Source organism: Pseudomonas sp. G166 (assembly GCF_037027455.2).
Lineage (GTDB): Bacteria > Pseudomonadota > Gammaproteobacteria > Pseudomonadales > Pseudomonadaceae > Aquipseudomonas.
Genome location: NZ_CP146985.1, coordinates 5,476,249 through 5,496,756, shown reverse-complemented (window position 1 = coordinate 5,496,756; position 20,508 = coordinate 5,476,249). Strand labels below are relative to the sequence as shown.

At 60.5% G+C, this 20,508-nt stretch carries 21 protein-coding genes and 1 other RNA gene; 17 read left to right on the top strand and 5 right to left on the bottom strand.

Features of this window, described 5'->3' with window-relative positions; translation table 11 throughout:
* Positions 1–1,041, bottom strand: coding sequence for an NADP(H)-dependent aldo-keto reductase (locus SGN16_RS24285; RefSeq protein ID WP_210640773.1), 1,041 nt, complete (start codon positions 1,039–1,041; stop codon positions 1–3).
* 245 nt (positions 1,042–1,286) lie between these two features.
* Here SGN16_RS24285 and rplM point away from each other — a divergent pair, with 245 nt between their 5' ends.
* The 7 genes from rplM (at position 1,287) to SGN16_RS24250 (ending at position 6,163) form a co-directional block, all read left to right on the top strand.
* A complete protein-coding gene (gene rplM, locus SGN16_RS24280; protein ID WP_003205365.1) occupies positions 1,287–1,715 on the top strand; it encodes a 50S ribosomal protein L13 in 429 nt (142 codons plus the stop codon).
* A gap of 14 nt (positions 1,716–1,729) precedes the next feature.
* Positions 1,730–2,122 (top strand): 30S ribosomal protein S9, encoded by a 393-nt coding sequence (gene rpsI / locus SGN16_RS24275; RefSeq protein WP_003205364.1) that lies wholly within the window; start codon positions 1,730–1,732, stop codon positions 2,120–2,122.
* 255 nt (positions 2,123–2,377) lie between these two features.
* Complete coding sequence (petA, locus tag SGN16_RS24270) at positions 2,378–2,971, top strand: ubiquinol-cytochrome c reductase iron-sulfur subunit (protein WP_109754820.1); 594 nt, start codon at positions 2,378–2,380, stop codon at positions 2,969–2,971.
* On the top strand, positions 2,971–4,182 hold the full coding sequence (locus SGN16_RS24265) for a cytochrome bc complex cytochrome b subunit (RefSeq protein ID WP_003205362.1): 1,212 nt from the start codon (positions 2,971–2,973) through the stop codon (positions 4,180–4,182). The genes petA and SGN16_RS24265 overlap by 1 nt, the downstream gene beginning before the upstream one ends.
* Entirely contained in the window at positions 4,182–4,964 is a 783-nt protein-coding gene (locus tag SGN16_RS24260) for a cytochrome c1 (RefSeq protein WP_210640771.1), read from the top strand. The genes SGN16_RS24265 and SGN16_RS24260 overlap by 1 nt, the downstream gene beginning before the upstream one ends.
* A gap of 151 nt (positions 4,965–5,115) precedes the next feature.
* On the top strand, positions 5,116–5,733 hold the full coding sequence (locus SGN16_RS24255) for a glutathione S-transferase N-terminal domain-containing protein (protein WP_210640769.1): 618 nt from the start codon (positions 5,116–5,118) through the stop codon (positions 5,731–5,733).
* A 16-nt stretch (positions 5,734–5,749) separates the two neighbouring features.
* The gene (locus tag SGN16_RS24250; RefSeq protein ID WP_210640767.1) at positions 5,750–6,163 is read left to right on the top strand and encodes a ClpXP protease specificity-enhancing factor; all 414 of its coding nucleotides are present in this window, start codon (positions 5,750–5,752) and stop codon (positions 6,161–6,163) included.
* A gap of 240 nt (positions 6,164–6,403) precedes the next feature.
* Here the strand turns inward: SGN16_RS24250 and SGN16_RS24245 are convergent, their stop codons facing one another.
* The 4 genes from SGN16_RS24245 to SGN16_RS24230 all read right to left on the bottom strand — a co-directional run bounded on the left by SGN16_RS24245 (position 6,404) and on the right by SGN16_RS24230 (position 9,847).
* The gene (locus SGN16_RS24245) at positions 6,404–6,982 is read right to left on the bottom strand and encodes a BON domain-containing protein (RefSeq protein WP_003178201.1); all 579 of its coding nucleotides are present in this window, start codon (positions 6,980–6,982) and stop codon (positions 6,404–6,406) included.
* A complete protein-coding gene (locus tag SGN16_RS24240; RefSeq protein ID WP_007904374.1) occupies positions 6,979–7,572 on the bottom strand; it encodes a phosphoheptose isomerase in 594 nt (197 codons plus the stop codon). The genes SGN16_RS24245 and SGN16_RS24240 overlap by 4 nt, the downstream gene beginning before the upstream one ends.
* 101 nt (positions 7,573–7,673) lie before the next feature.
* A complete protein-coding gene (locus SGN16_RS24235) occupies positions 7,674–8,036 on the bottom strand; it encodes a YraN family protein (protein WP_335945576.1) in 363 nt (120 codons plus the stop codon).
* Entirely contained in the window at positions 8,036–9,847 is a 1,812-nt protein-coding gene (locus tag SGN16_RS24230) for a penicillin-binding protein activator (RefSeq protein ID WP_335945575.1), read from the bottom strand. Before SGN16_RS24230 ends, SGN16_RS24235 begins: the two co-directional genes overlap by 1 nt.
* Positions 9,848–10,177: 330 nt before the next feature.
* Here SGN16_RS24230 and rsmI point away from each other — a divergent pair, with 330 nt between their 5' ends.
* The 10 genes from rsmI (at position 10,178) to murD (ending at position 20,506) form a co-directional block, all read left to right on the top strand.
* On the top strand, positions 10,178–11,083 hold the full coding sequence (gene rsmI / locus SGN16_RS24225) for a 16S rRNA (cytidine(1402)-2'-O)-methyltransferase (protein WP_335945574.1): 906 nt from the start codon (positions 10,178–10,180) through the stop codon (positions 11,081–11,083).
* A gap of 74 nt (positions 11,084–11,157) precedes the next feature.
* Positions 11,158–11,511: RNase P RNA component class A (gene rnpB / locus SGN16_RS24220), an RNA gene on the top strand.
* A 309-nt stretch (positions 11,512–11,820) separates the two neighbouring features.
* A complete protein-coding gene (gene mraZ / locus SGN16_RS24215; RefSeq protein ID WP_003205355.1) occupies positions 11,821–12,276 on the top strand; it encodes a division/cell wall cluster transcriptional repressor MraZ in 456 nt (151 codons plus the stop codon).
* Between the two features lie 2 nt (positions 12,277–12,278).
* Entirely contained in the window at positions 12,279–13,220 is a 942-nt protein-coding gene (gene rsmH / locus SGN16_RS24210) for a 16S rRNA (cytosine(1402)-N(4))-methyltransferase RsmH (protein WP_123344356.1), read from the top strand.
* Positions 13,217–13,510 carry a cell division protein FtsL gene (gene ftsL, locus SGN16_RS24205; protein WP_210640760.1) on the top strand — a complete coding sequence of 98 codons (294 nt, stop codon included), beginning with the start codon at positions 13,217–13,219 and terminating at the stop codon, positions 13,508–13,510. The genes rsmH and ftsL overlap by 4 nt, the downstream gene beginning before the upstream one ends.
* Positions 13,510–15,249, top strand: coding sequence for a penicillin-binding protein 2 (locus SGN16_RS24200; protein ID WP_162893922.1), 1,740 nt, complete (start codon positions 13,510–13,512; stop codon positions 15,247–15,249). The genes ftsL and SGN16_RS24200 overlap by 1 nt, the downstream gene beginning before the upstream one ends.
* Positions 15,249–16,712, top strand: a complete 1,464-nt coding sequence (locus SGN16_RS24195) for a UDP-N-acetylmuramoyl-L-alanyl-D-glutamate--2,6-diaminopimelate ligase (RefSeq protein WP_210640759.1) — start codon at positions 15,249–15,251, stop codon at positions 16,710–16,712. Before SGN16_RS24200 ends, SGN16_RS24195 begins: the two co-directional genes overlap by 1 nt.
* Positions 16,705–18,072: a UDP-N-acetylmuramoyl-tripeptide--D-alanyl-D-alanine ligase gene (murF, locus tag SGN16_RS24190; RefSeq protein ID WP_335945573.1), complete on the top strand. Its 1,368-nt coding sequence runs from the start codon at positions 16,705–16,707 to the stop codon at positions 18,070–18,072. Before SGN16_RS24195 ends, murF begins: the two co-directional genes overlap by 8 nt.
* A complete protein-coding gene (gene mraY / locus SGN16_RS24185; RefSeq protein WP_210640756.1) occupies positions 18,072–19,154 on the top strand; it encodes a phospho-N-acetylmuramoyl-pentapeptide-transferase in 1,083 nt (360 codons plus the stop codon). Before murF ends, mraY begins: the two co-directional genes overlap by 1 nt.
* Positions 19,155–19,159: 5 nt before the next feature.
* Positions 19,160–20,506 (top strand): UDP-N-acetylmuramoyl-L-alanine--D-glutamate ligase, encoded by a 1,347-nt coding sequence (gene murD / locus SGN16_RS24180; protein WP_210640754.1) that lies wholly within the window; start codon positions 19,160–19,162, stop codon positions 20,504–20,506.
* Positions 20,507–20,508: the final 2 nt, after the last annotated feature.

Sequence of the window (20,508 nt, the reverse complement as noted above, 5' to 3'; positions counted from 1 at the left end):
TCAAGGCGCCGGGTTCGGCTGATCCTTGTGAATCGCCTCGATCCCCGCCAGCACGTCGTCCGACAGCTTCAGGTCGAAGCTGGCGATGTTGCTGTCCAGTTGCTCCAGCGTGGTGGCGCCAATGATGTTGCTGGTGACGAATGGCTGCTGGGTGACGAACGCCAGGGCCATCTGTGCCGGGTCCAGGCCATGTTCGCGGGCCAACGCCACATAGCGGCTGCACGCCGCTTCCGATTGCGGGTTGAAGTAGCGCATGAAGCGGCTATAGAGGGTCAGGCGACCCTTGGCTGGTCGTGCGCCGTTTTCGTATTTGCCCGACAGGAAACCGAACGCCAGGGGCGAATAGGCCAGCAGGCCGCACTGTTCGCGGATGGCGATTTCCGCGAGGCCGACCTCGAAGCTGCGGTTGAGCAGGTTGTAAGGATTCTGGATCGACACGGCTCGCGGCCAGCCACGGGCTTCAGCCAGGGCGAGGAATTTCATGGTGCCCCAAGGCGTTTCGTTGGACAGGCCGATGTGGCGGATCTTGCCGGCCCGGACCTGTTCGTCCAGGGCTTCGAGGGTTTCCTCCAGGGGGGTGAAGTCTTCGTCGGCCTTGTGCTTGTAGCCCAACTGGCCAAAGAAGTTGGTGCTGCGCTCCGGCCAGTGCAATTGGTAAAGATCGATCCAGTCGGTCTGCAAGCGCTTGAGGCTGGCATCCACGGCTTCGACGATGTGCTGGCGGTTATGCTTGAGGTTTCTGTCGCGGATGTAGTCGATGGTGTTGCCGGGGCCGGCGATCTTGCTTGCCAGGATCCAATCGGCACGGTCGCCGCGGCTCTTGAAGTAATTGCCGATGTAGCGCTCGGTGGTGGCGTAGGTCTGGGCCTTCGGCGGCACCGGATACATCTCGGCGGTGTCGATGAAATTGATGCCGGCACCCTTGGCGCGTTCGATCTGGGCGAAGGCCTCGGCCTCGCTGTTCTGCTCACCCCAGGTCATGGTTCCGAGGCACAAGGCGCTCACGTTCAGATCGGTACGGCCTAGCTGGCGATAGTCCATCGGTGACTCCTTGGGCAAAACAATCATAAAAGCAGGTTGAATTATTTTTCGCAATCTGCATAATTGCGCACCTCTTTCTGCAGTGGAAGTGATGCGCCGCCGCCGAAGAATCTTGCCGTTGAACGGACGCGCCGACCCGAGCCCCCGAAAGCGTCTGTATCCGGCTGCCTTTGACTTGTCAAAGTACGCACTATTCAGTAAGATCCGCCGTCTAATTTACAGGGCGGCCCCTGAGGCTATAAAGAATGAAAACTTTTACTGCTAAACCGGAAACAGTAAAGCGCGACTGGTTTGTCGTCGACGCTGCTGGTCAGACCCTGGGTCGTCTGGCCACCGAAATCGCGAGCCGTCTGCGTGGCAAGCACAAGCCTGAGTACACCCCTCACGTTGACACCGGTGACTACATCGTCGTGATCAACGCTGAGCAAGTACGTGTTACTGGCGCTAAAACCACTGACAAAATGTACTACTCCCACTCCGGTTTTCCTGGCGGCATCAAGTCGATCAACTTCGAAAAGCTGATCGCCAAAGCCCCTGAGCGCGTGATCGAGACCGCGGTTAAAGGCATGCTGCCTAAGAACCCACTGGGTCGCGACATGTATCGTAAGCTGAAAGTATATGCGGGCGCTGCTCACCCTCATACTGCTCAGCAGCCCCAAGAACTGAAGTTTTAACGGAATAGTTCATTATGTCGGCGACTCAAAATTACGGCACTGGCCGTCGCAAGACTGCAACCGCACGCGTTTTCCTGCGTCCGGGCACTGGTAACATCTCCATCAACAACCGCTCCCTGGATAACTTCTTCGGCCGCGAAACTGCCCGCATGGTAGTTCGTCAGCCGCTGGAACTGACCGAGACCGTCGAAAAATTCGACATCTACGTCACTGTTATCGGTGGCGGTGTAAGTGGTCAAGCTGGCGCAATCCGCCACGGCATCACTCGCGCCCTGATGGATTACGACGAGACTCTGCGTGGTGCTCTGCGCAAAGCCGGCTTCGTAACTCGCGATGCTCGCGAAGTTGAACGTAAGAAAGTCGGTCTGCGTAAAGCGCGTAAGCGTCCGCAGTACTCGAAGCGTTAATTCGCTTTCGCGTTCAAAAAGCGCCCAGTTCCTTACGGAGCTGGGCGTTTTTTTATGGGCGAAATATTTATGCTGTGACAACTTGCCACATCCGTAGAGGCCCTATACTACAAGGCTTGGCGGTTTGGCCGCTTGGTAATTACCTTGTCAATATTGGGGCTTTTCATTACCATTCGGCAAAATTTTTATAAGTTCAGATTTTTACTTAGTAGACGCCTGATTTAACAGGCCACAAAGCTGATGGGAGAGGACTGAATGAGCAATGACGGCGTGAATGCAGGCCGGCGTCGCTTCCTGGTAGCAGCCACATCCGTGGTGGGTGCTGCAGGAGCGGTGGGGGCTGCGGTCCCGTTCGTGGGGTCATGGTTTCCCAGTGCCAAGGCGAAAGCTGCAGGTGCACCGGTGAAAGTGAATGTCAGCAAGATCGAGCCAGGCCAGCAGATGATTGCTGAGTGGCGCGGCCAGCCGGTGTTCATCGTCCGCCGTACCGAGGAAATCCTGGGGAATCTGAAAAAGATCGAGGGCCAGTTGTCTGACCCCACCTCCAAGAACTCGACGCAACCGACCTATGTCGACCCAGAGACGCGTTCGATCAAGCCGGAAGTCCTGCTGCTGATCGGGATCTGCACGCACTTGGGTTGCTCGCCAACGTTCCGCCCTGAAGTGGCTCCAGCCGACTTGGGCAAGGACTGGGTCGGTGGTTATTTCTGCCCTTGCCACGGCTCCCACTACGACCTGGCGGGTCGCGTCTACAAGTCTCAGCCTGCACCTCTGAACCTGCCAGTTCCCCCGCATTCCTATGAGTCGGACGACATCATTGTCATCGGCGTCGACACGGAGAAAGCGTGATGAGCAAATTCATGGATTGGGTTGATGCGCGCTTTCCCGCGACCAAAATGTGGGAAGACCATCTCAGCAAGTACTACGCCCCAAAAAACTTCAACTTCTTCTACTTCTTTGGCTCCCTGGCATTGCTCGTTCTGGTCAACCAGATCGTCACCGGTGTCTGGCTGACCATGAGCTACACCCCTTCGGCGGAAGAGGCGTTTGCTTCGGTCGAATACATCATGCGCGACGTCGAGTACGGCTCGATCCTGCGTCTGCTGCACTCCACTGGCGCTTCGGCGTTCTTCATCGTGGTTTACCTGCACATGTTCCGGGGCCTGCTCTACGGTTCGTACCAGAAACCTCGTGAGCTGGTGTGGGTCTTCGGCATGCTGATCTACCTGGCGCTGATGGCCGAAGCCTTCATGGGCTACCTGCTGCCGTGGGGCCAGATGTCCTACTGGGGTGCCCAGGTGATCATCTCGCTGTTCGGTGCGATCCCGGTCATCGGTGACGACCTGACCCAGTGGATCCGTGGTGACTACCTGATCTCCGGCATTACCCTGAACCGCTTCTTCGCCTTGCACGTCGTGGCCCTGCCGATCGTGATCCTCGGTCTGGTGGTGTTGCACATCCTGGCGCTGCACGAAGTCGGCTCGAACAACCCGGATGGCGTGGACATCAAGAAGCACAAGGACGAGAACGGCGTACCGCTGGATGGCATCGCCTTCCACCCGTACTACACCGTGAAAGATATCGTCGGCGTGGTGGTCTTCCTGTTCATCTTCTGCTCGATCGTGTTCTTCTTCCCGGAAATGGGTGGTTATTTCCTCGAGAAGCCGAACTTCGAGCAAGCGAACGCCTTCAAGACCCCTGAGCACATTGCCCCGGTCTGGTACTTCACACCGTTCTACGCAATTCTGCGGGCGATTCCAGACAAGCTGATGGGCGTTATCGCCATGGGCGCGGCCATCGCCGTACTGTTTGTCCTGCCGTGGCTGGACCGCAGCCCCGTCAAGTCGATGCGCTACAAAGGCTGGCTGAGCAAGATCTGGCTAGTGGTGTTCTGCATCTCGTTCGTGATCCTGGGTGTGTTGGGTGTACTGGCGCCGACCCCGGAGCGTACGTTGCTGTCGCAGGTCTGCACCTTCCTGTATTTCGCCTACTTCATTCTGATGCCGTTCTATACCAGGCTCGAGAAGACCAAACCGGTTCCGGAAAGGGTGACTGGCTGATGAAAAAGCTATTTGCTGTACTGATTCTTGCTGCTATGCCTGTATTGTCCTTCGCGGCCGAACACGGTGGCCCAGAGCTGGAAAAAGTCGACATCGACGTTTCCGACAAAGCTGCCATGCAGGACGGCGCACGGACGTTCGCCAACTACTGCATGGGTTGCCACAGTGCCAAGTTCCAGCGTTACGAGCGAGTGGCCGATGACCTGGGCATTCCTCACGAACTGATGCTCGAGAAGATGGTATTCACCGGTGCCAAGCTGGGTGATCACATGACCATCGGCATGCAGCCAGCAGACGCCAAGACCTGGTTCGGCGCTGCGCCGCCTGACCTGACCCTGGTAGCCCGTGTACGTGGTACCGACTGGCTCTACGGTTACCTGCGTTCGTTCTACGAGGATCCTGCGCGTCCATGGGGTGTGAACAACAAAGTCTTCCCGAACGTCGGCATGCCGAACGTTCTGGTCGGCCTCCAGGGTCGTCAAGTGGTAGGCTGCAAGCAGGTGCAGATCGTCGAGGATGGCAAGAAGCAATTCGACCCGTTGACCGGCACCGCTTTGACGCATGAAGCCTGCGACCAGCTGACCGTGTTGCCGAACACCGGTAGCCTGACTCCAGAGCAGTTCGACGAGAAGGTCAAGAACCTGGTGACCTTCCTGGCCTACTCGGCCAACCCGGTGAAGCTGGAGCATCAGCGCATCGGTACGTACGTATTGCTGTACCTGGCGTTCTTCTTCGTATTCGCTTACCTGCTCAAGCGTGAATACTGGAAAGACGTGCATTGATAAAGCTGTAATCCGTTGCTGTTAATCGTGCGCGCCCAAGGGCGTCTCTGAAAGTGTAACGAGCCTGGTCAGCCAGGTGTTACGGGAGGCGCCCTTCGGGCGCGCTCGTTTTTCCGTTTTTCGATAATTTCAACAAGCGAGGAGGACCGCCATGGGCGTGACCAATCGGTTGGCCTGTTACTCCGACCCCGCCGACCACTATTCCCACCGGGTACGCATCGTACTGGCAGAGAAGGGTGTCAGCGCCGAGATCATTTACGTCGAAGCGGGTCGTCAGCCGCCGAAGCTGATCGAAGTGAACCCTTACGGCAGCCTGCCCACACTGGTCGATCGTGACCTGGCATTGTGGGAGTCGACCGTGGTGATGGAATACCTGGATGAGCGTTATCCGCATCCGCCTTTGCTGCCGGTGTACCCTGTCGCACGCGCCAACAGTCGTTTGCTGATCCATCGCATCCAGCGTGACTGGTGCGGGTTGGTGGATCTGATCCTGGATTCACGAACCAAGGAGCCGGCGCGGGTCGTGGCGCGTAAAGAGTTGCGTGAAAGCCTGACTGGCGTGTCGCCGTTATTCGCCGACAAGCCGTTTTTCCTTAGTGAGGAACAAAGTCTGGTGGATTGCTGCCTATTGCCAATACTCTGGCGTTTGCCGATTCTGGGTATCGAACTGCCGCGGCCTGCCAAGCCGCTGCTTGATTATATGGAGCGCCAGTTTGCGCGCGAGGCTTTCCAGGCGAGTCTGTCTGGTGTCGAACGCGACATGCGCTAAGGCTTAAGGAGCCGCTATGAACTCCAGTCGACCTTATCTGGTCCGCGCGCTCTACGAGTGGATTGTGGACAACGATTGCACCCCGCACATGCTGGTCAACGCCGAGTATCCATCGGTACAGGTGCCGCAGGGTTTTGCCAACGACGGGCAGATTGTCCTGAACGTATCGCCGGCCGCCGTGCGTCACCTGCACATGGATAACGATGCGGTCAGCTTCGAAGGGCGCTTCGGTGGCGTGCCGCACACTCTGTACGTGCCTGTGGCCTCGATCCTGGGGATTTATGCCCGGGAGAATGGCCAGGGCATGGTGTTTGAGCTGGAGGCGCCGTTGGACGGCGACGACGAGCTCGAGCCGGATGATGATCTGCCACCACCGGATGACGAGCCGCCACGTCCTAGCGGCCGGCCGAGTCTGAAAGTGGTGAAATAGCGGGTTGTGCAAAAAGGCCATCCAGTCATGGACTGTGTGAAAGCCTGGCAGCTTGGTTAGGAAAATGCCTGTGTCGCGAGATGCGGGCATTTTTTTGGGTGTCGTTGGTGTGCATATCCGTTTCTGCGGTAACGGACATACACACCGGCCAAACTCCCTCCAAAAAAACGAAGCCCAAAAAAAACGGCGCTTTCCGTCTCGGAAGAAGCGCCGTTTCTCTTGAGCGACAGGAGCTCAGTATCAGTCAATGTACTCAAACAACTTGACGATCTTCTGCACCCCGGAAACCCCCTGCACCAGGTTGGTCGCCTGCGCGGCCTCCTTCTTGGTCAGCAAGCCCAGCAGATAGACGATGCCGTTCTCGGTCACAACCTTGATGCGCGAACCGGGAATGCTGGCGTCGGTGAGCATCTGGGTCTTGATCTTGGTGGTCAGCCACGCATCGTTCTGACGTGCCAGCAGCGAGGAGGGTTGCAGGACCTGCAACTCGTTATGCACGGTCTTGACCCGTTGCACGGCGCTGGCTTCCTGCTCGGCCTTGGCCTTCAGGTCGGCGCGTGGGGTCTGGCCGGCCAGCAGCACCACACCGTTGAAGCTGGTCACGACGATGTGCGAGTTGTTGTCCAGGTCAGGGTCGGCCTTGGCGATGTTCACTCCCACCTTGGTTTCGATCAGGGAGTCGTCGATCTTGCTGCCGAAGGTGCGGGTGCCGCGGTCATCTTCAATCGGCTTTTCCCGGCTGGCGTTAACCACCGATGTACAGCCGCTGATGCCGAGGCACAGGGTCAGGGCCAGAAGGCCTAGGCGATTAGGGGTCATTCTTCACTCCCGAACAGTTGGCTGTCGATCAAGTCGCAAAGGCAATGGATCGCCAGCAGGTGGACTTCCTGAATACGTGCAGTGACATTGGCCGGTACGCGGATCTCGACGTCTTCAGGCAACAACAGTGACGCCATGCCACCGCCGTCACGACCGGTCAATGCTACGACAATCATTTCGCGATCATGTGCGGCTTGGATCGCTTGAATAATATTGGCCGAGTTGCCGCTGGTGGAAATCGCCAGCAGCACATCGCCAGGTTGGCCCAGGGCGCGGATCTGTTTGGAGAATATCTCGTTGTAGCTGTAGTCGTTGGCGATCGAGGTGATCGTCGAGCTGTCGGTGGTCAGTGCGATGGCCGGCAGGCTCGGGCGCTCGCGTTCGAAGCGGTTGAGCAGCTCCGACGAAAAGTGTTGCGCGTCGCCGGCAGAACCGCCGTTGCCACACGAGAGCATTTTGCCTTCGTTGAGCAGGGCGTTGACCATCACTTGGCTGGCTTGCTCGATGTGCGGTGCAAGTACGTCCATCGCCTGTTGCTTGGTGTCGATACTGGCCTGAAAAAGCTGGCGAATTCGCGATTGCATGTCCATCTGTGTGACCTTAAGTAGCGCGGCTTATCGGCACAAACATGTGCGGCCCGCAAAGCAAAGAGCAAAAAAGTTAAGTGAAGGTGTCCGGTTCGGCATGGGGGTCAGCTGTCGAAGGCGTTCTGCAGCCAGTTCAACTGATCGGCGTCGCTGTCGATGGCAACGACGTCAAAACGGCAGGGATAATCGGCCCAGCGAGACTCCTTTTGCAGGAAGTACTGCGCGGCGAAAATCAGCTTCTGGCGCTTGCGCCCATCGATGCTGTCGAGCGCACCGCCCCATTGGGTATTTTTTCTGTAGCGGACTTCGACGAATACTACTGTATCGCTGTCAAGCATGACCAGATCAAGCTCGCCGCGTTTACACAACCAGTTCTGCGCCAACAGGCGCAGACCTCGTTGCTGAAGATGCGCGAGGGCCTGGCCCTCGGCATCCCGTCCGCTTTGCTGGCGTGATCGGTCAGGCATCAGCGCTGAGTGTCCGGCAGGCGCTGTACCTGGCCGCTGACGAACTCGGCCCAGGGCAATTGGCGCTGCACACGCTGGGATGGCGACACTGCCAGGCTGCCTGTCAGGCCTTCGATGCGGCTGTCCGGCAAGGTCTTGAGCTGACCCAGGCGCGGTGCCAGGCGGTAGGCATCTGCCCCCATTGCATACAAGCGGCCCATGCTGCCTCCGGCCTGGGGCCACTGGGCGGTGACCTGCTTGCGCAGAGGGTCGTTGGCGTCGAGCAACCACGGGGTTTCGCAAAAGCGAATGCCGTTCATGTCGTTGTACTGGTTCTGGTCGCCGTTGGCGCTGAACACCTGGGAAGTCGCGTAAACCGGCACGTCGCCTGCGTATTGGAAATTCAGGGTTGGCTTGATCTGCTGGGCCTGTTGCGGAGTTGACGCCAGGAAGATGAACTCGATGTCCTGGCGACGGGACGGCTGGGCCGCGACTGTGGTGCCCACGGTGCTTTGCAGGCTTTTGGCGCGACCTTCGCTCTGGCGCAACTGGAACATGTCGGCGATCTGTTGTGCCAGTTGCACCGGCTGGTCGACCCGCTCCACAGCGACGATAGTGCCACCGTTTGCCTGCCAGTCCTGGCTGAAGGCCTTCAGTACGCGATCGCCCCATTCGCTCTTGGGTACCATGACCGCGGCGCGATGCAGGCCATCAGTACGGGCGCGGCGGGAGACTTCGCGGGCTTCATCCTCGGCTGCCAGACCGAACTGGAACAGTTGGGGTGGGCCTTGTTCGCCTTCGCTGTAGTTCAGCGCCAGGGTGGTGATCGGCAGTTGCGGGCGGGAGCTGATCTGCTTGACCAGTGGTTTTTCCAGCGGGCCGACGACCATTTGCACGCCGTCAGCCTGGGCCTTGCGATAGAACTCGTCCATGGAGGTCAGGCTGGCGCTGTCGTAGAACTGAATGCTCGGCGGCTTCTGCCCGGCCTGTTGCGCCTGGTAGTGCGCCGCCATGAAACCTTCACGCAGGGCTTTGGCGACAGTGGCCAGCGGGCCGCTTTGTGGCAGCAGCAGGGCGATTTTGCTCAGCGGCTGGCTCGCCAGTTCCTTGAGCTTGACCAGCGGTGTTGGCAATTGGAGAGCGGCCGGGTGCTTTGGGTTCTGTTCGCGCCAGCTGTCGATGGCGGCTTGTTGCTGCTCCAGGGTACCGGCGGTTTTCACTGCCTTGGCCAGGCCCAGCCAGCCGCCGAGGTCGTCGGTGGTGGTCGGTTGCAGTTGGTCGGTGGGCAGCGAGGCGATCAATGTCCAGATCGCTTCGTGGTTCTTCGCCGCGGCTTCGTTCTGCAGCAGCGGTGCGATGAAGATGCGTTCCTTGGCGGCCGCCAGGGTCTGGCCATCGGCCTCGAGGGCGCGGGCGCGGACGGTGCCGGTGCGCACTTGCTGCTCTACCGGCATTTCGCTCAGGTGTTGCAGGCTAGGGTGGCTCAGGGCGGTCAGCGCCGCCTTGGGTTGGTTGCGCGTCATTGCCAGTTCGGCCGCCAGGGTGCTGGCGAAAATCTGTTGGCCGGGCTTGAGTTGCTCCATGGGCACTTGTTGCAGGATCTGCGCGGACTGGCCGGCATTGCCTTGGCGGTAGGCCAGGTCTGCCGCGCTCAGGCGCAACAGGGCGGCTTTTTCTGGGTCTTTGCTTTGGACGGCCTGTTCGAGCAACTGCTCGATACTGGCATCCGGGGTCCGGGGAAGTTCGCCAAGGCTGGACGAGGGCGAGCTGGCGCAGGCCGCCAGGAGGGCAGCGAGGCAGAGGGCGGAGAGCAGCCGCAGGCAAGCGATCATGTAAGTGTTCCTGATACGAGATCAAATTAGCGTCGAATTGTACCCAAGCACTGGCCGGGGCGCGATGTTAGTGGCGTGAATCGATCAATTTAGGTATTTCAAAGAGTGCGGCGTAGCACAAAAGACGCTGCTCACTCAGGTGACGGCACTAAACCTGTGGCGAGGGGATTTATCCGCGCTGGGCTGCGCAGCAGCCCAGAAAAGGCTGAAAACCGTTCCACCTGACACACCGAGGCGCAAGGTCTTGGGGGCGCTACGCAGCCCAGCGGGGATAAATCCCCTCGCCACAATGGTTGATGTGATCAGCTGAGGCGGCCGGCACACGCTACAATGGCGGTTTTTACCGATCATGAGGTATGTGTCTTGACTGCTCCAGGCGCTTTGAATTCCGCTGCCGGCTCGCTGTATGTGGTGGCGACGCCCATCGGCAACCTGGACGATATCAGTGCCCGGGCGCTGAAGATTCTGCAGGACGTTGCCCTTATCGCGGCCGAAGACACGCGCCATTCCCAGCGCCTGTTGCAGCATTTTGGCATTTCCACGCCGTTGGCGGCCTGCCACGAACACAACGAGCGTGACGAAGGCAGTCGCTTTATCACCCGTTTGCTGGCGGGCGATAACGTGGCGCTGATTTCCGACGCGGGGACGCCGTTGATTTCCGATCCCGGTTATCACCTGGTGCGCCAGGCCCGGGCAGCCGGTATCAACGTGGTGCCAGTGCCGGGGGCTTGTGCGTTGATCGCAGCGCTGTCGGCAGCAGGCTTGCCGTCGGACCGTTTCATCTTCGAAGGTTTCCTGCCGGCCAAGGCGGTGGGGCGGCGGGCGCGTCTTGAGGCCATAAAGGAGGAGTCGCGCACGCTGATCTTTTATGAAGCGCCGCACCGCATCCTGGAATGCCTGCAGGATATGGAGCTGGTGTTCGGCCCCGAGCGTCCGGCCTTGCTGGCCCGTGAGCTGACCAAAACCTTCGAAACCCTCAAGGGGCTGCCCTTGGCCGAGCTGCGGGCGTTTGTCGAAAACGATAGCAATCAACAGCGCGGCGAATGCGTGGTACTGGTGGCCGGTTGGACCGCGCCAGAAAGTGAGGAGGCCGTCAACAGCGAAGCGATACGCATCCTGAACCTGCTGCTTGAGGAGATGCCTCTCAAGCGCGCCGCTGCCCTTGCCGCGCAGATCACCGGCGAGCGTAAGAACGTGCTGTATCAGGTTGCGCTGGAAAAACAGAAGGACCAGTGAAACCGGGACACGGGGCTGGCCAAGGGCTTTTAGCGCTTGTTCTTCAGGCCCGCTACCGTTAACCTTCGCGGCGGAGAGTCGATCGGACAGTCGCTGCCCTCTATGAGAATTAGGGGGGGGAGGAAAGTCCGGGCTCCATAGGGCGAAGTGCCAGGTAATGCCTGGGAGGCGTGAGCCTACGGAAAGTGCCACAGAAAATAACCGCCTAAGCGTTTCGGCGCCGGTAAGGGTGAAAAGGTGCGGTAAGAGCGCACCGCACGTCTGGCAACAGTTCGTGGCTAGGTAAACCCCACTTGGAGCAAGACCAAATAGGGTCCCAAGGCGTGGCCCGCGCTGGGACCGGGTAGGTTGCTAAAGATGTCCAGTGATGGCCATCGTAGACGAATGACTGTTCAAGACAGAACCCGGCTTACAGATCGACTCTCCACCTTTTCCCCTCCCTGTCGGAATCACTGGCAGACGCAGTTCCTAATACCAAAAAAATCTTACTCTTAATAAATCACTTTAACTTGTGCGCGCAGCCTCCTGTGCCCATTCGGGTTGAGGCGAAATTTCCTACGTCAGATTCTTGTTACCCCTCCTGAAACGCTCCTAAATCTCCGATCTATAAGGCTTTTCCTTCAATCCGCGCCTTGACGGTGCGGTGGGCGCATTCCTATAGTGTGCGCAAGTGGCGGAAAGTGGCATGAAGTGGGTTTTTTTGAAGGTAAAACGCCAAAAAGTGGAGAAACGCTGACGTGTTTCGCGGAGCTAACGCTATCAGTCTCGATGCAAAAGGCCGTCTCGCCATGCCGAGCCGGTATCGTGACGAGCTCGTTTCGCGAAGTTCGGGGCAATTAATCGTCACGATCGACGCCGTTGATCCTTGTTTGTGTGTTTACCCCCTTGATGAGTGGGAAATCATCGAAACCAAACTGCGCGCATTGCCTTCGCTACGAGAAGAAAACCGCCGCCTGCAACGCTTGCTGATCGGTAATGCCGTCGACCTTGAACTCGATGGCAGCGGTCGTTTCCTGGTGCCACCGCGTCTGCGCGAATACGCCAAGCTGGACAAGCGCGCGATGCTGGTAGGCCAACTGAACAAGTTCCAACTGTGGGACGAAGATGCCTGGAATGCGGTTTCTGCCGCCGACCTCGCTGCTATTCAACAACCGGGCGCCATGCCTGATGAACTGCGTGATTTGATCCTGTGACTATTGATAGCGGCTTTAACCACATCACCGTACTGCTGGACGAGGCCGTCGAGGCTCTCGCCGTACGTCCTGATGGCTGCTATCTGGACGGTACGTTCGGGCGTGGCGGGCACAGCCGGTTGATTCTCAGCCAGCTCGGTCCGGACGGAAGGTTGTTGGGCTTCGACAAGGATCCTCAAGCGATTGCCACAGGGCAAGCGCTGGCGGCCGAAGACGGCCGCTTTGTCATTGTGCAGCGCAGCTTTGCCGAGCTGGGTTCGGAAGTCGCCGGACGCGGTCTGGCCGGCAAGGTCAGTGGCGTCCTGCTCGACCTGGGCGTGTCTTCGCCGCAGCTGGACGACCCGGAGCGCGGCTTCAGTTTTCTCAATGACGGCCCGCTGGACATGCGCATGGACCCGTCCCGTGGAATCAGCGCTGCCGAATTCGTCAACACTGCCCCGGTGGAAGAAATCGCTCGTGTCTTCAAGGAATACGGCGAAGAACGTTTCTCTGGCCGCATGGCGCGCGCCGTGGTCGAGCGTCGCGACATCAAGCCGTTCGAGCGCACCGGCGATCTGGCCGAAGTGCTGAAAGTCGCCAACCCGGCCTGGGAGAAGGGCAAGAACCCGGCGACCCGTGCTTTCCAGGGCTTGCGCATCCACGTCAACAATGAGCTGGGCGACCTCGAGGCGGGCCTTGAAGCGGCCCTCGAAGCGCTTGAGATCGGTGGTCGGTTGGTGGTGATCAGCTTCCATTCCCTGGAAGATCGGATCGTCAAGCTGTTCATGCGCAAGCTCACCAAGGGCGAAGCCGATAACCTGCCGCGCAACCTGCCGGTGCGTTTCGAAGCCTTCGTGCCGAAAATCAAGATCCATGGCAAGGCGCAGTTCGCCTCCGAGGCGGAACTCAAGGCCAACCCGCGTGCCCGTAGCGCGGTCATGCGTGTCGCGGAGAAGTTGCGGTGAGCAAGCTCTTCGCCAAGCCTCTGCCGGGCGGCAGCTTTTTCATGCTGCTGCTGTTTATCGGCGTGCTCGTGTCGGCCATCGCCGTGTCCTATAGCGCGCACTGGAACCGTCAGCTTCTCAATACCCTCTACAACGAGTTGAGCGTGCGCGACAAGGCGCAGGCCGAGTGGGGCCGGTTGATCCTGGAACAGAGCACCTGGACCGCCCATAGCCGCATCGAAGTATTGGCCACCGAACAGCTGAAAATGCGCATCCCTGGCGCTGCCGAAGTGCAGATGGTGACGCCATGATGAAGCTTGAAGGGGCGCTGTTCCCATGGCGGTTCCGCCTGGTCCTGGGTTTGCTCGGGATCATGGTGGCGGCCATTTCCTGGCGCATCATCGACCTGCAGGTGGTCGACCGTGACTTCCTCAAGGGGCAGGGCGATGCCCGTAGCGTGCGGCATATTCCGATCCCCGCTCACCGTGGCCTGATCACCGACCGCAACGGCGAACCGTTGGCCGTGAGTACGCCGGTGACCACCTTGTGGGCGAATGCCAAGGAAATGCAGCTGGCCAAGGAAAAATGGCCAGCACTGGCGGCCGCTCTTGGACAGGATCCCAAGGCCCTGGCCGAGCGTCTCGAAGCCCAGGCCAACAAAGAATTCATTTACCTGGTGCGCGGGTTGACCCCCGAGCAGGGCCAGAGCGTGCTCGACCTGAAAGTCCCGGGCGTCTATGGCATTGAAGAGTTCCGGCGTTTTTACCCGGCCGGTGAAGTCACGGCCCACATGGTCGGGTTTACCGACATCGATGACCGGGGGCGCGAAGGCGTCGAGCTGGCCTATGACGAATGGCTCGCCGGGGTTGCCGGCAAGCGACAGGTCATCAAGGATCGGCGCGGCAGGCTGATCAAGGATGTCCAAGTCACCAAAAACGCCAAGGCCGGCAAGCCCTTGGCGTTGTCTATTGATCTGCGCCTGCAATATCTGGCCAACCGCGAGTTGCGTAATGCCATCGTCGAGAACGGTGCCAAGGCCGGCAGCCTGGTGATCATGGACGTGAAGACCGGCGAGATCCTGGCCATGGTCAACCAGCCGACCTACAACCCGAACAACCGTCGCAACCTGCAACCGGCGATGATGCGTAACCGCGCGATGATCGACGTGTTCGAGCCGGGTTCGACCATGAAAGCCGTGTCCATGGCCGCTGCCCTGGAAACCGGGCGCTGGAAACCGAGCGACACCGTCGAGGTGTATCCGGGCACGCTGCAGATCGGCAAGTACACCATTCGCGACGTGTCCAAGACCGAAGGCCCGGTGCTGGACCTGACCGGCATCCTGATCAATTCCAGTAACGTGGGCATGAGCAAGATTGCCTTCGATATCGGCGGTGAGACGATCTATCGCCTGGCTCAGAAGATCGGCCTCGGCCAGGACACCGGCCTGGGTTTCCCAGGCGAACGTGTCGGCAACCTGCCGAACTACCGCGACTGGCGCAAGGCCGAAACGGCTACCTTGTCCTACGGCTACGGGGTATCCGTGACGGCGATCCAACTGGTCCACGCCTTCTCCGCGCTGGCCAACAATGGGCGCATCGCACCGCTGACGCTGATCAAAACCGACAAAGCGCCGCAGACTACCCAGGTGATCCCGGAGAATGTCGCCAAGACCATGCAGGGCATGCTGCAACAGGTGATCGAGGCGCCGCGCGGTGTCTATCGCGCCCAGGTGCCGGCCTATCACGTGGCTGGCAAGTCGGGTACGGCCCGTAAGACCTCCGTGGGCACTAAAGGCTATGCCGAGAATTCCTACCGTTCGCTGTTTGCCGGCTTCGGCCCGATGAGCGACCCGCGCTACGCCATCGTCGTGGTCATCGACGAACCGAGCAAGGCGGGCTATTTCGGTGGCCTGGTTTCGGCGCCGGTGTTCAGCAAAGTGATGTCCGGCACCCTGCGGCTGATGAACATTACCCCGGATAACCTGCCACCGACCCAGCAGGCCAATACCGCACCGGTCGTTCCCCTGAAAGCCGAAGGAGGGCGTGGCTGATGTCCCTGAGCCTGAACAAGATTTTTGCCCACGCCGGTCACGATCTGCTGATTCGCGAGCTGGCCCTGGATAGCCGCAATGTACGTGCCGGGGACTTGTTCCTGGCGGTGCCGGGCGCCAGGTTCGATGGTCGCTCCCATATCGCCGACGCCTTGAAGCGCGGTGCGGCTGCCGTGGCTTATGAAGTGCAAGGCGCAACCGTACTGCCGATCACTGACGTCCCCCTGATTCCGGTCAAGGGGCTGGCAGCGCAGTTGTCGGACATCGCTGGGCGTTTCTATGGCGACCCGAGCCGTCACCTGAACCTGATTGGCGTGACCGGCACCAACGGCAAGACCAGCGTCACCCAGTTGGTGGCCCAGGCCTTGGACCTGCTCGGCCAGCATTGCGGCATTGTTGGAACCTTGGGTAACGGCTTTCATGGCGCGCTGGAAAGTGGCCTGCACACCACGCCGAACCCGATTGCCGTGCAAGCGACCCTGGCGGATCTGAAAAAGGCCGGTGCCAAGGCCGTTGCGATGGAAGTCTCTTCCCACGGCCTGGACCAGGGGCGAGTGACTGCTCTGGCCTTTGACGTCGCGGTGCTGACCAATCTGTCCCGGGATCACCTGGATTATCACGGCACCATGCAGGCCTACGGCGAAGCCAAGGCCAAGCTGTTTGCCTGGAACGACTTGAAATGCCGGGTCATCAACATCGATGACGAGTTCGGTCGGCAACTGGCCGCCGACCAGCGCGAATCGCGGTTGATCACCTACAGCCTGGAAGATGCCAGCGCCTACCTGTATGTGCGCCAGGCGCAATTTACTGACGAAGGCGTGCGTGCCACGCTGGTCACGCCCCAGGGCGAACACCATCTGCGCAGCAGCTTGCTGGGTCGCTTCAACCTGAGCAACGTATTGGCCGCCATCGGCGCCTTGCTTGGGCTGGACTACGCGCTGGATGAAATCCTCAAGGTCCTGCCGAAGCTCGAAGGCCCGGCCGGTCGCATGCAGCGCTTGGGTGGCGGAACGCAACCGTTGGTGGTGGTCGACTACGCCCATACCCCCGATGCCCTGGAAAAAGTCTTGATGGCCCTGCGACCTCACGCCAAAGGCAAGCTGTTGTGTCTGTTCGGCTGCGGCGGCGATCGCGATCGCGGCAAGCGCCCGCTGATGGCTGAAGTGGTAGAGCGGCTGGCCGACGGCGTGCTGGTTACCGACGACAACCCGCGCAGCGAAGATCCGTTGCAGATTTTCGACGACATCCGTGCCGGTTTCTCGGCGGTGGATAACGTCACGTTCGTAGCAGGTCGTGGCCAGGCCATCGCCCAGTTGATTGCCAGCGCTTCGGCGGAGGATGTCATCGTCCTGGCCGGCAAGGGCCACGAGGACTATCAGGAAATCAACGGCGAACGCCATGCGTTCTCCGATCTGGTGGAAGCCGATCACGCCCTGACCGCGTGGGAGGTGGCCCATGCTTAAGGCCCTGAAACTCAGCGAGCTGACCAACGCCCTGAATGCACGCCTGCTGGCTGCGGATGCCAGCTTCGACGGGGTCAGCATCGATAGCCGGGCCATTGCCCCGGGGCAGTTGTTCGTCGCCCTGGCCGGGCCGCGTTTCGACGGCCACGACTACCTGAATGAAGTCGCCGCCAAAGGTGCGGTTGCAGCATTGGTCGAGCGGGAAGTGACCAACAGCACGCTGCCGCAGTTGCTGGTCGATGACACTCGCCAGGCCTTGGGCCAACTCGGCGCGCTGAACCGCGCGGCGTTTGGCAACCCGGTTGCGGCCATCACCGGCTCCAGCGGCAAGACCACGGTCAAGGAGATGCTTGCCAGCATCCTGCGCACCCGCGGCCCTGTGCTGGCGACCCGGGGCAACCTGAACAATGACCTCGGCGTGCCGCTGACCCTGCTGGAACTGGCGCCGGAACACAGCGCCGCCGTCATCGAGCTGGGTGCTTCGCGGCTCGGCGAGATTGCCTACACCGTAGCCATGACCAAGCCCCACGTGGCGGTGCTCAACAATGCCGGGACCGCCCACGTCGGCGAATTCGGCGGGCCGGAAAAAATCGTCGAGGCCAAGGGCGAGATCATCGAAGGGCTCGATGCCGATGGCGTCGCCGTGTTGAATCTTGACGACAAGGCTTTCGAAACCTGGAAGGTCCGGGCGGGTGAGCGCAAGGTGTTGACCTTCGCCCTGAGCAATCTTGCCGCGAATTTCTACGCCAGCGACCTGGACCGTGACGCCCGTGGTTGCCCGGCCTTCAACCTGCATAGCCCGGATGGCGCCGAGCGGGTCCAGTTGAACCTGCTCGGCACCCATAACGTCGCCAATGCCCTGGCCGCTGCCGCTGCCGCCCATGCCCTGGGCGTGTCGCTGCCGGGCATCGTCGCCGGGTTGAATGCGGTGCAACCGGTCAAGGGTCGCAGTGTTGCGCAATTGGCCAGCAACGGCATGCGCGTGATCGACGACACCTACAACGCCAACCCGACGTCCATGTGCGCGGCGGTGGATATCCTCGCCGGTTTCTCCGGCCGTACCGTGCTGGTACTGGGGGATATCGGTGAACTGGGCGAGTGGGCGCAACAGGGCCATCACGATGTCGGTGCCTATGCGCGCGACAAAGTCGATGCGCTGTATGCCGTTGGCCCGATGATGGCCCACGCGGTCGCTGCGTTTGGCGAACACGCACAGCATTTCACCACTCAGGCCGAGCTGATCCAGGCCCTGGGGGCCGAGCAAGACCCGAACACCACCTTATTGATCAAGGGCTCACGCAGTGCAGCGATGGAAAACGTCGTCGCGGCGCTGTGCGGCACCCGTATGGAGAAACATTAATGCTGCTGCTGCTAGCGGAGTACCTGCAACAGTTCCACAAAGGCTTCGCGGTCTTCCAGTACCTGACCCTGCGCGGGATCCTGGGTGTGCTGACCGCGCTGTCGTTGTCGCTGTTCCTGGGCCCGTGGATGATCCGCACCTTGCAGAACCTGCAAATCGGCCAGTCGGTGCGTAACGACGGCCCGCAGTCCCACCTGTCCAAATCCGGCACCCCGACCATGGGTGGTGCGCTGATCCTGTCGTCCATTGGCATCAGTACTTTGCTTTGGGCTGACCTGGCGAACCGTTACGTCTGGGTCGTGCTGCTGGTGACACTGCTATTTGGCGCCATCGGCTGGGTCGACGATTACCGCAAGGTGATCGAGAAGAACTCCCGTGGCCTGCCGAGCCGCTGGAAATATTTCTGGCAGTCGGTGTTTGGCCTCGGCGCGGCAATCTTCCTTTATATGACTGCCGCCTCGCCGGTGGAAACCACCCTGATCCTGCCGATGCTCAAGGACTACAGCATTCCGTTGGGCGCAGGTTTCGTTGTGTTGACCTACCTGGTGATCGTCGGTTCGAGCAACGCGGTCAACCTTACCGATGGCCTCGATGGCCTGGCGATCATGCCGACGGTGATGGTGGGCGGCGCGCTAGGGATCTTCTGCTACCTGTCGGGTAACGTGAAATTCGCCGAATACCTGCTGATTCCTTATGTGCCCGGGGCGGGCGAGCTGATCGTGTTCTGCGGCGCGCTGATCGGTGCCGGCCTGGGTTTCTTGTGGTTCAACACCTACCCGGCACAGGTCTTCATGGGCGACGTCGGCGCACTGGCGCTGGGCGCGGCCCTGGGCACCATCGCGGTCATCGTTCGCCAGGAAATCGTCCTGTTCATCATGGGCGGTGTGTTCGTGATGGAGACCCTGTCAGTCGTCATTCAGGTTGCTTCCTTTAAATTGACCGGCCGCCGCGTATTCCGCATGGCGCCGATTCACCACCACTTTGAACTCAAAGGCTGGCCCGAGCCGCGTGTGATCGTCCGTTTCTGGATCATCACCGTGATCCTGGTGCTGATCGGCCTTGCCACCCTGAAGCTGAGGTAGAACGAGTGTCCCTGATCGCTTCTGACCACTTCCGCATCGTTGTCGGCCTCGGCAAGAGCGGCATGTCCCTGGTTCGCTTCCTGGCGAACCGGGGCGTGTCGTTTGCTGTGGCCGATACGCGGGAAAATCCACCTGAGCTGGCCACGCTGCGGCGTGACTATCCCCAGGTGGACGTGCGTTGTGGCGAGCTGGATGTCGAATTCCTGTGCCGCGCCGATGAGCTCTACGTGAGCCCCGGCCTGGCCCTGGCGACTCCGGCCCTGCAGGCGGCGGCTGCCCGTGGCGTGAAATTGTCCGGCGACATCGAGCTGTTCGCACGCAACGCCAAGGCGCCGATCATTGCCATCAGCGGTTCCAACGCCAAAAGCACCGTCACCACCCTGGTGGGCGAGATGGCGGCAGCGGCCGGCAAGCGCGTCGCCGTGGGCGGCAACCTCGGTACTCCGGCGCTGGACCTGCTCAATGACGACGTCGAGCTGTACGTGATGGAGCTGTCGAGCTTCCAGCTGGAGACCACTGACCATCTGGGCGCCGAAGTGGCGACCGTGCTCAACGTCAGCGAAGACCACATGGACCGTTACAGCGGCCTGCCGGCTTACCACCTGGCCAAGCACCGGATCTTCCGTGGCGCCCGGCAAGTGGTGTTCAACCGCCAGGACGCCCTGACCCGGCCATTGTTGGGCGAGGGGTTGCCGTGCTGGTCCTTCGGCCTGGGGGTTCCGGATTTCAAAGGCTTCGGGCTGCGCGAAGAGAATGGCGAGAAATACCTGGCCTTCGAATTCCAGAACCTGATGCCTGTGCGCGAGCTGAAGATTCGTGGCGCCCATAACCAGGCCAACGCCCTGGCTGCCCTGGCCCTGGGGCACGCGGTCGGCCTGCCGTTCGATGCCATGCTGGCGGCCCTGCGCACGTTTGCCGGTCTCGAGCACCGCTGCCAGTGGGTTCGCGATCTCGATGGCGTGGCTTGGTACAACGATTCCAAGGCCACCAACGTCGGTGCCGCACTGGCGGCCATTGAAGGGCTGGGCGCGGATATCGAAGGCAAACTGGTGCTGATCGCCGGTGGCGACGGCAAGGGTGCCGACTTCAAGGATTTGCGCGATCCGGTGGCGGCCAACTGCCGTGCCGTGGTGCTGATGGGCCGCGACCGCGAATTGATCGCCCAGGCGCTCGGCGATGCCGTGCCGCTGGTGCGTGTCGCTTCGCTGGATGAAGCGGTGCAGCAGTGCCGCGCCCTGGCTCAACCGGGCGATGCAGTCCTGTTGTCGCCGGCCTGCGCCAGTTTCGACATGTTCAAGAACTATGAAGAGCGCGGGCAGCTGTTCGCCCGGGCCGCGGAGGACTTGGCATGAGT

What these genes read in the sequence shown, in the direction of transcription:
- SGN16_RS24255 (WP_210640769.1), top strand. Translation starts at nt 5,116, where the DNA reads ATGGGCGTGACCAATCGGTTGGCCTGTTACTCCGACCCCGCCGACCAC.
- SGN16_RS24235 (WP_335945576.1), bottom strand. Translation starts at nt 8,036, where the DNA reads ATGCCTGACCGATCACGCCAGCAAAGCGGACGGGATGCCGAGGGCCAG.
- rplM (WP_003205365.1), top strand. Translation starts at nt 1,287, where the DNA reads ATGAAAACTTTTACTGCTAAACCGGAAACAGTAAAGCGCGACTGGTTT.
- SGN16_RS24260 (WP_210640771.1), top strand. Translation starts at nt 4,182, where the DNA reads ATGAAAAAGCTATTTGCTGTACTGATTCTTGCTGCTATGCCTGTATTG.
- SGN16_RS24265 (WP_003205362.1), top strand. Translation starts at nt 2,971, where the DNA reads ATGAGCAAATTCATGGATTGGGTTGATGCGCGCTTTCCCGCGACCAAA.
- SGN16_RS24285 (WP_210640773.1), bottom strand. Translation starts at nt 1,041, where the DNA reads ATGGACTATCGCCAGCTAGGCCGTACCGATCTGAACGTGAGCGCCTTG.
- murF (WP_335945573.1), top strand. Translation starts at nt 16,705, where the DNA reads ATGCTTAAGGCCCTGAAACTCAGCGAGCTGACCAACGCCCTGAATGCA.
- rpsI (WP_003205364.1), top strand. Translation starts at nt 1,730, where the DNA reads ATGTCGGCGACTCAAAATTACGGCACTGGCCGTCGCAAGACTGCAACC.
- SGN16_RS24250 (WP_210640767.1), top strand. Translation starts at nt 5,750, where the DNA reads ATGAACTCCAGTCGACCTTATCTGGTCCGCGCGCTCTACGAGTGGATT.
- petA (WP_109754820.1), top strand. Translation starts at nt 2,378, where the DNA reads ATGAGCAATGACGGCGTGAATGCAGGCCGGCGTCGCTTCCTGGTAGCA.
- SGN16_RS24200 (WP_162893922.1), top strand. Translation starts at nt 13,510, where the DNA reads ATGAAGCTTGAAGGGGCGCTGTTCCCATGGCGGTTCCGCCTGGTCCTG.
- mraY (WP_210640756.1), top strand. Translation starts at nt 18,072, where the DNA reads ATGCTGCTGCTGCTAGCGGAGTACCTGCAACAGTTCCACAAAGGCTTC.
- SGN16_RS24240 (WP_007904374.1), bottom strand. Translation starts at nt 7,572, where the DNA reads ATGGACATGCAATCGCGAATTCGCCAGCTTTTTCAGGCCAGTATCGAC.
- SGN16_RS24230 (WP_335945575.1), bottom strand. Translation starts at nt 9,847, where the DNA reads ATGATCGCTTGCCTGCGGCTGCTCTCCGCCCTCTGCCTCGCTGCCCTC.
- SGN16_RS24195 (WP_210640759.1), top strand. Translation starts at nt 15,249, where the DNA reads ATGTCCCTGAGCCTGAACAAGATTTTTGCCCACGCCGGTCACGATCTG.
- rsmI (WP_335945574.1), top strand. Translation starts at nt 10,178, where the DNA reads ATGGCGGTTTTTACCGATCATGAGGTATGTGTCTTGACTGCTCCAGGC.
- SGN16_RS24245 (WP_003178201.1), bottom strand. Translation starts at nt 6,982, where the DNA reads ATGACCCCTAATCGCCTAGGCCTTCTGGCCCTGACCCTGTGCCTCGGC.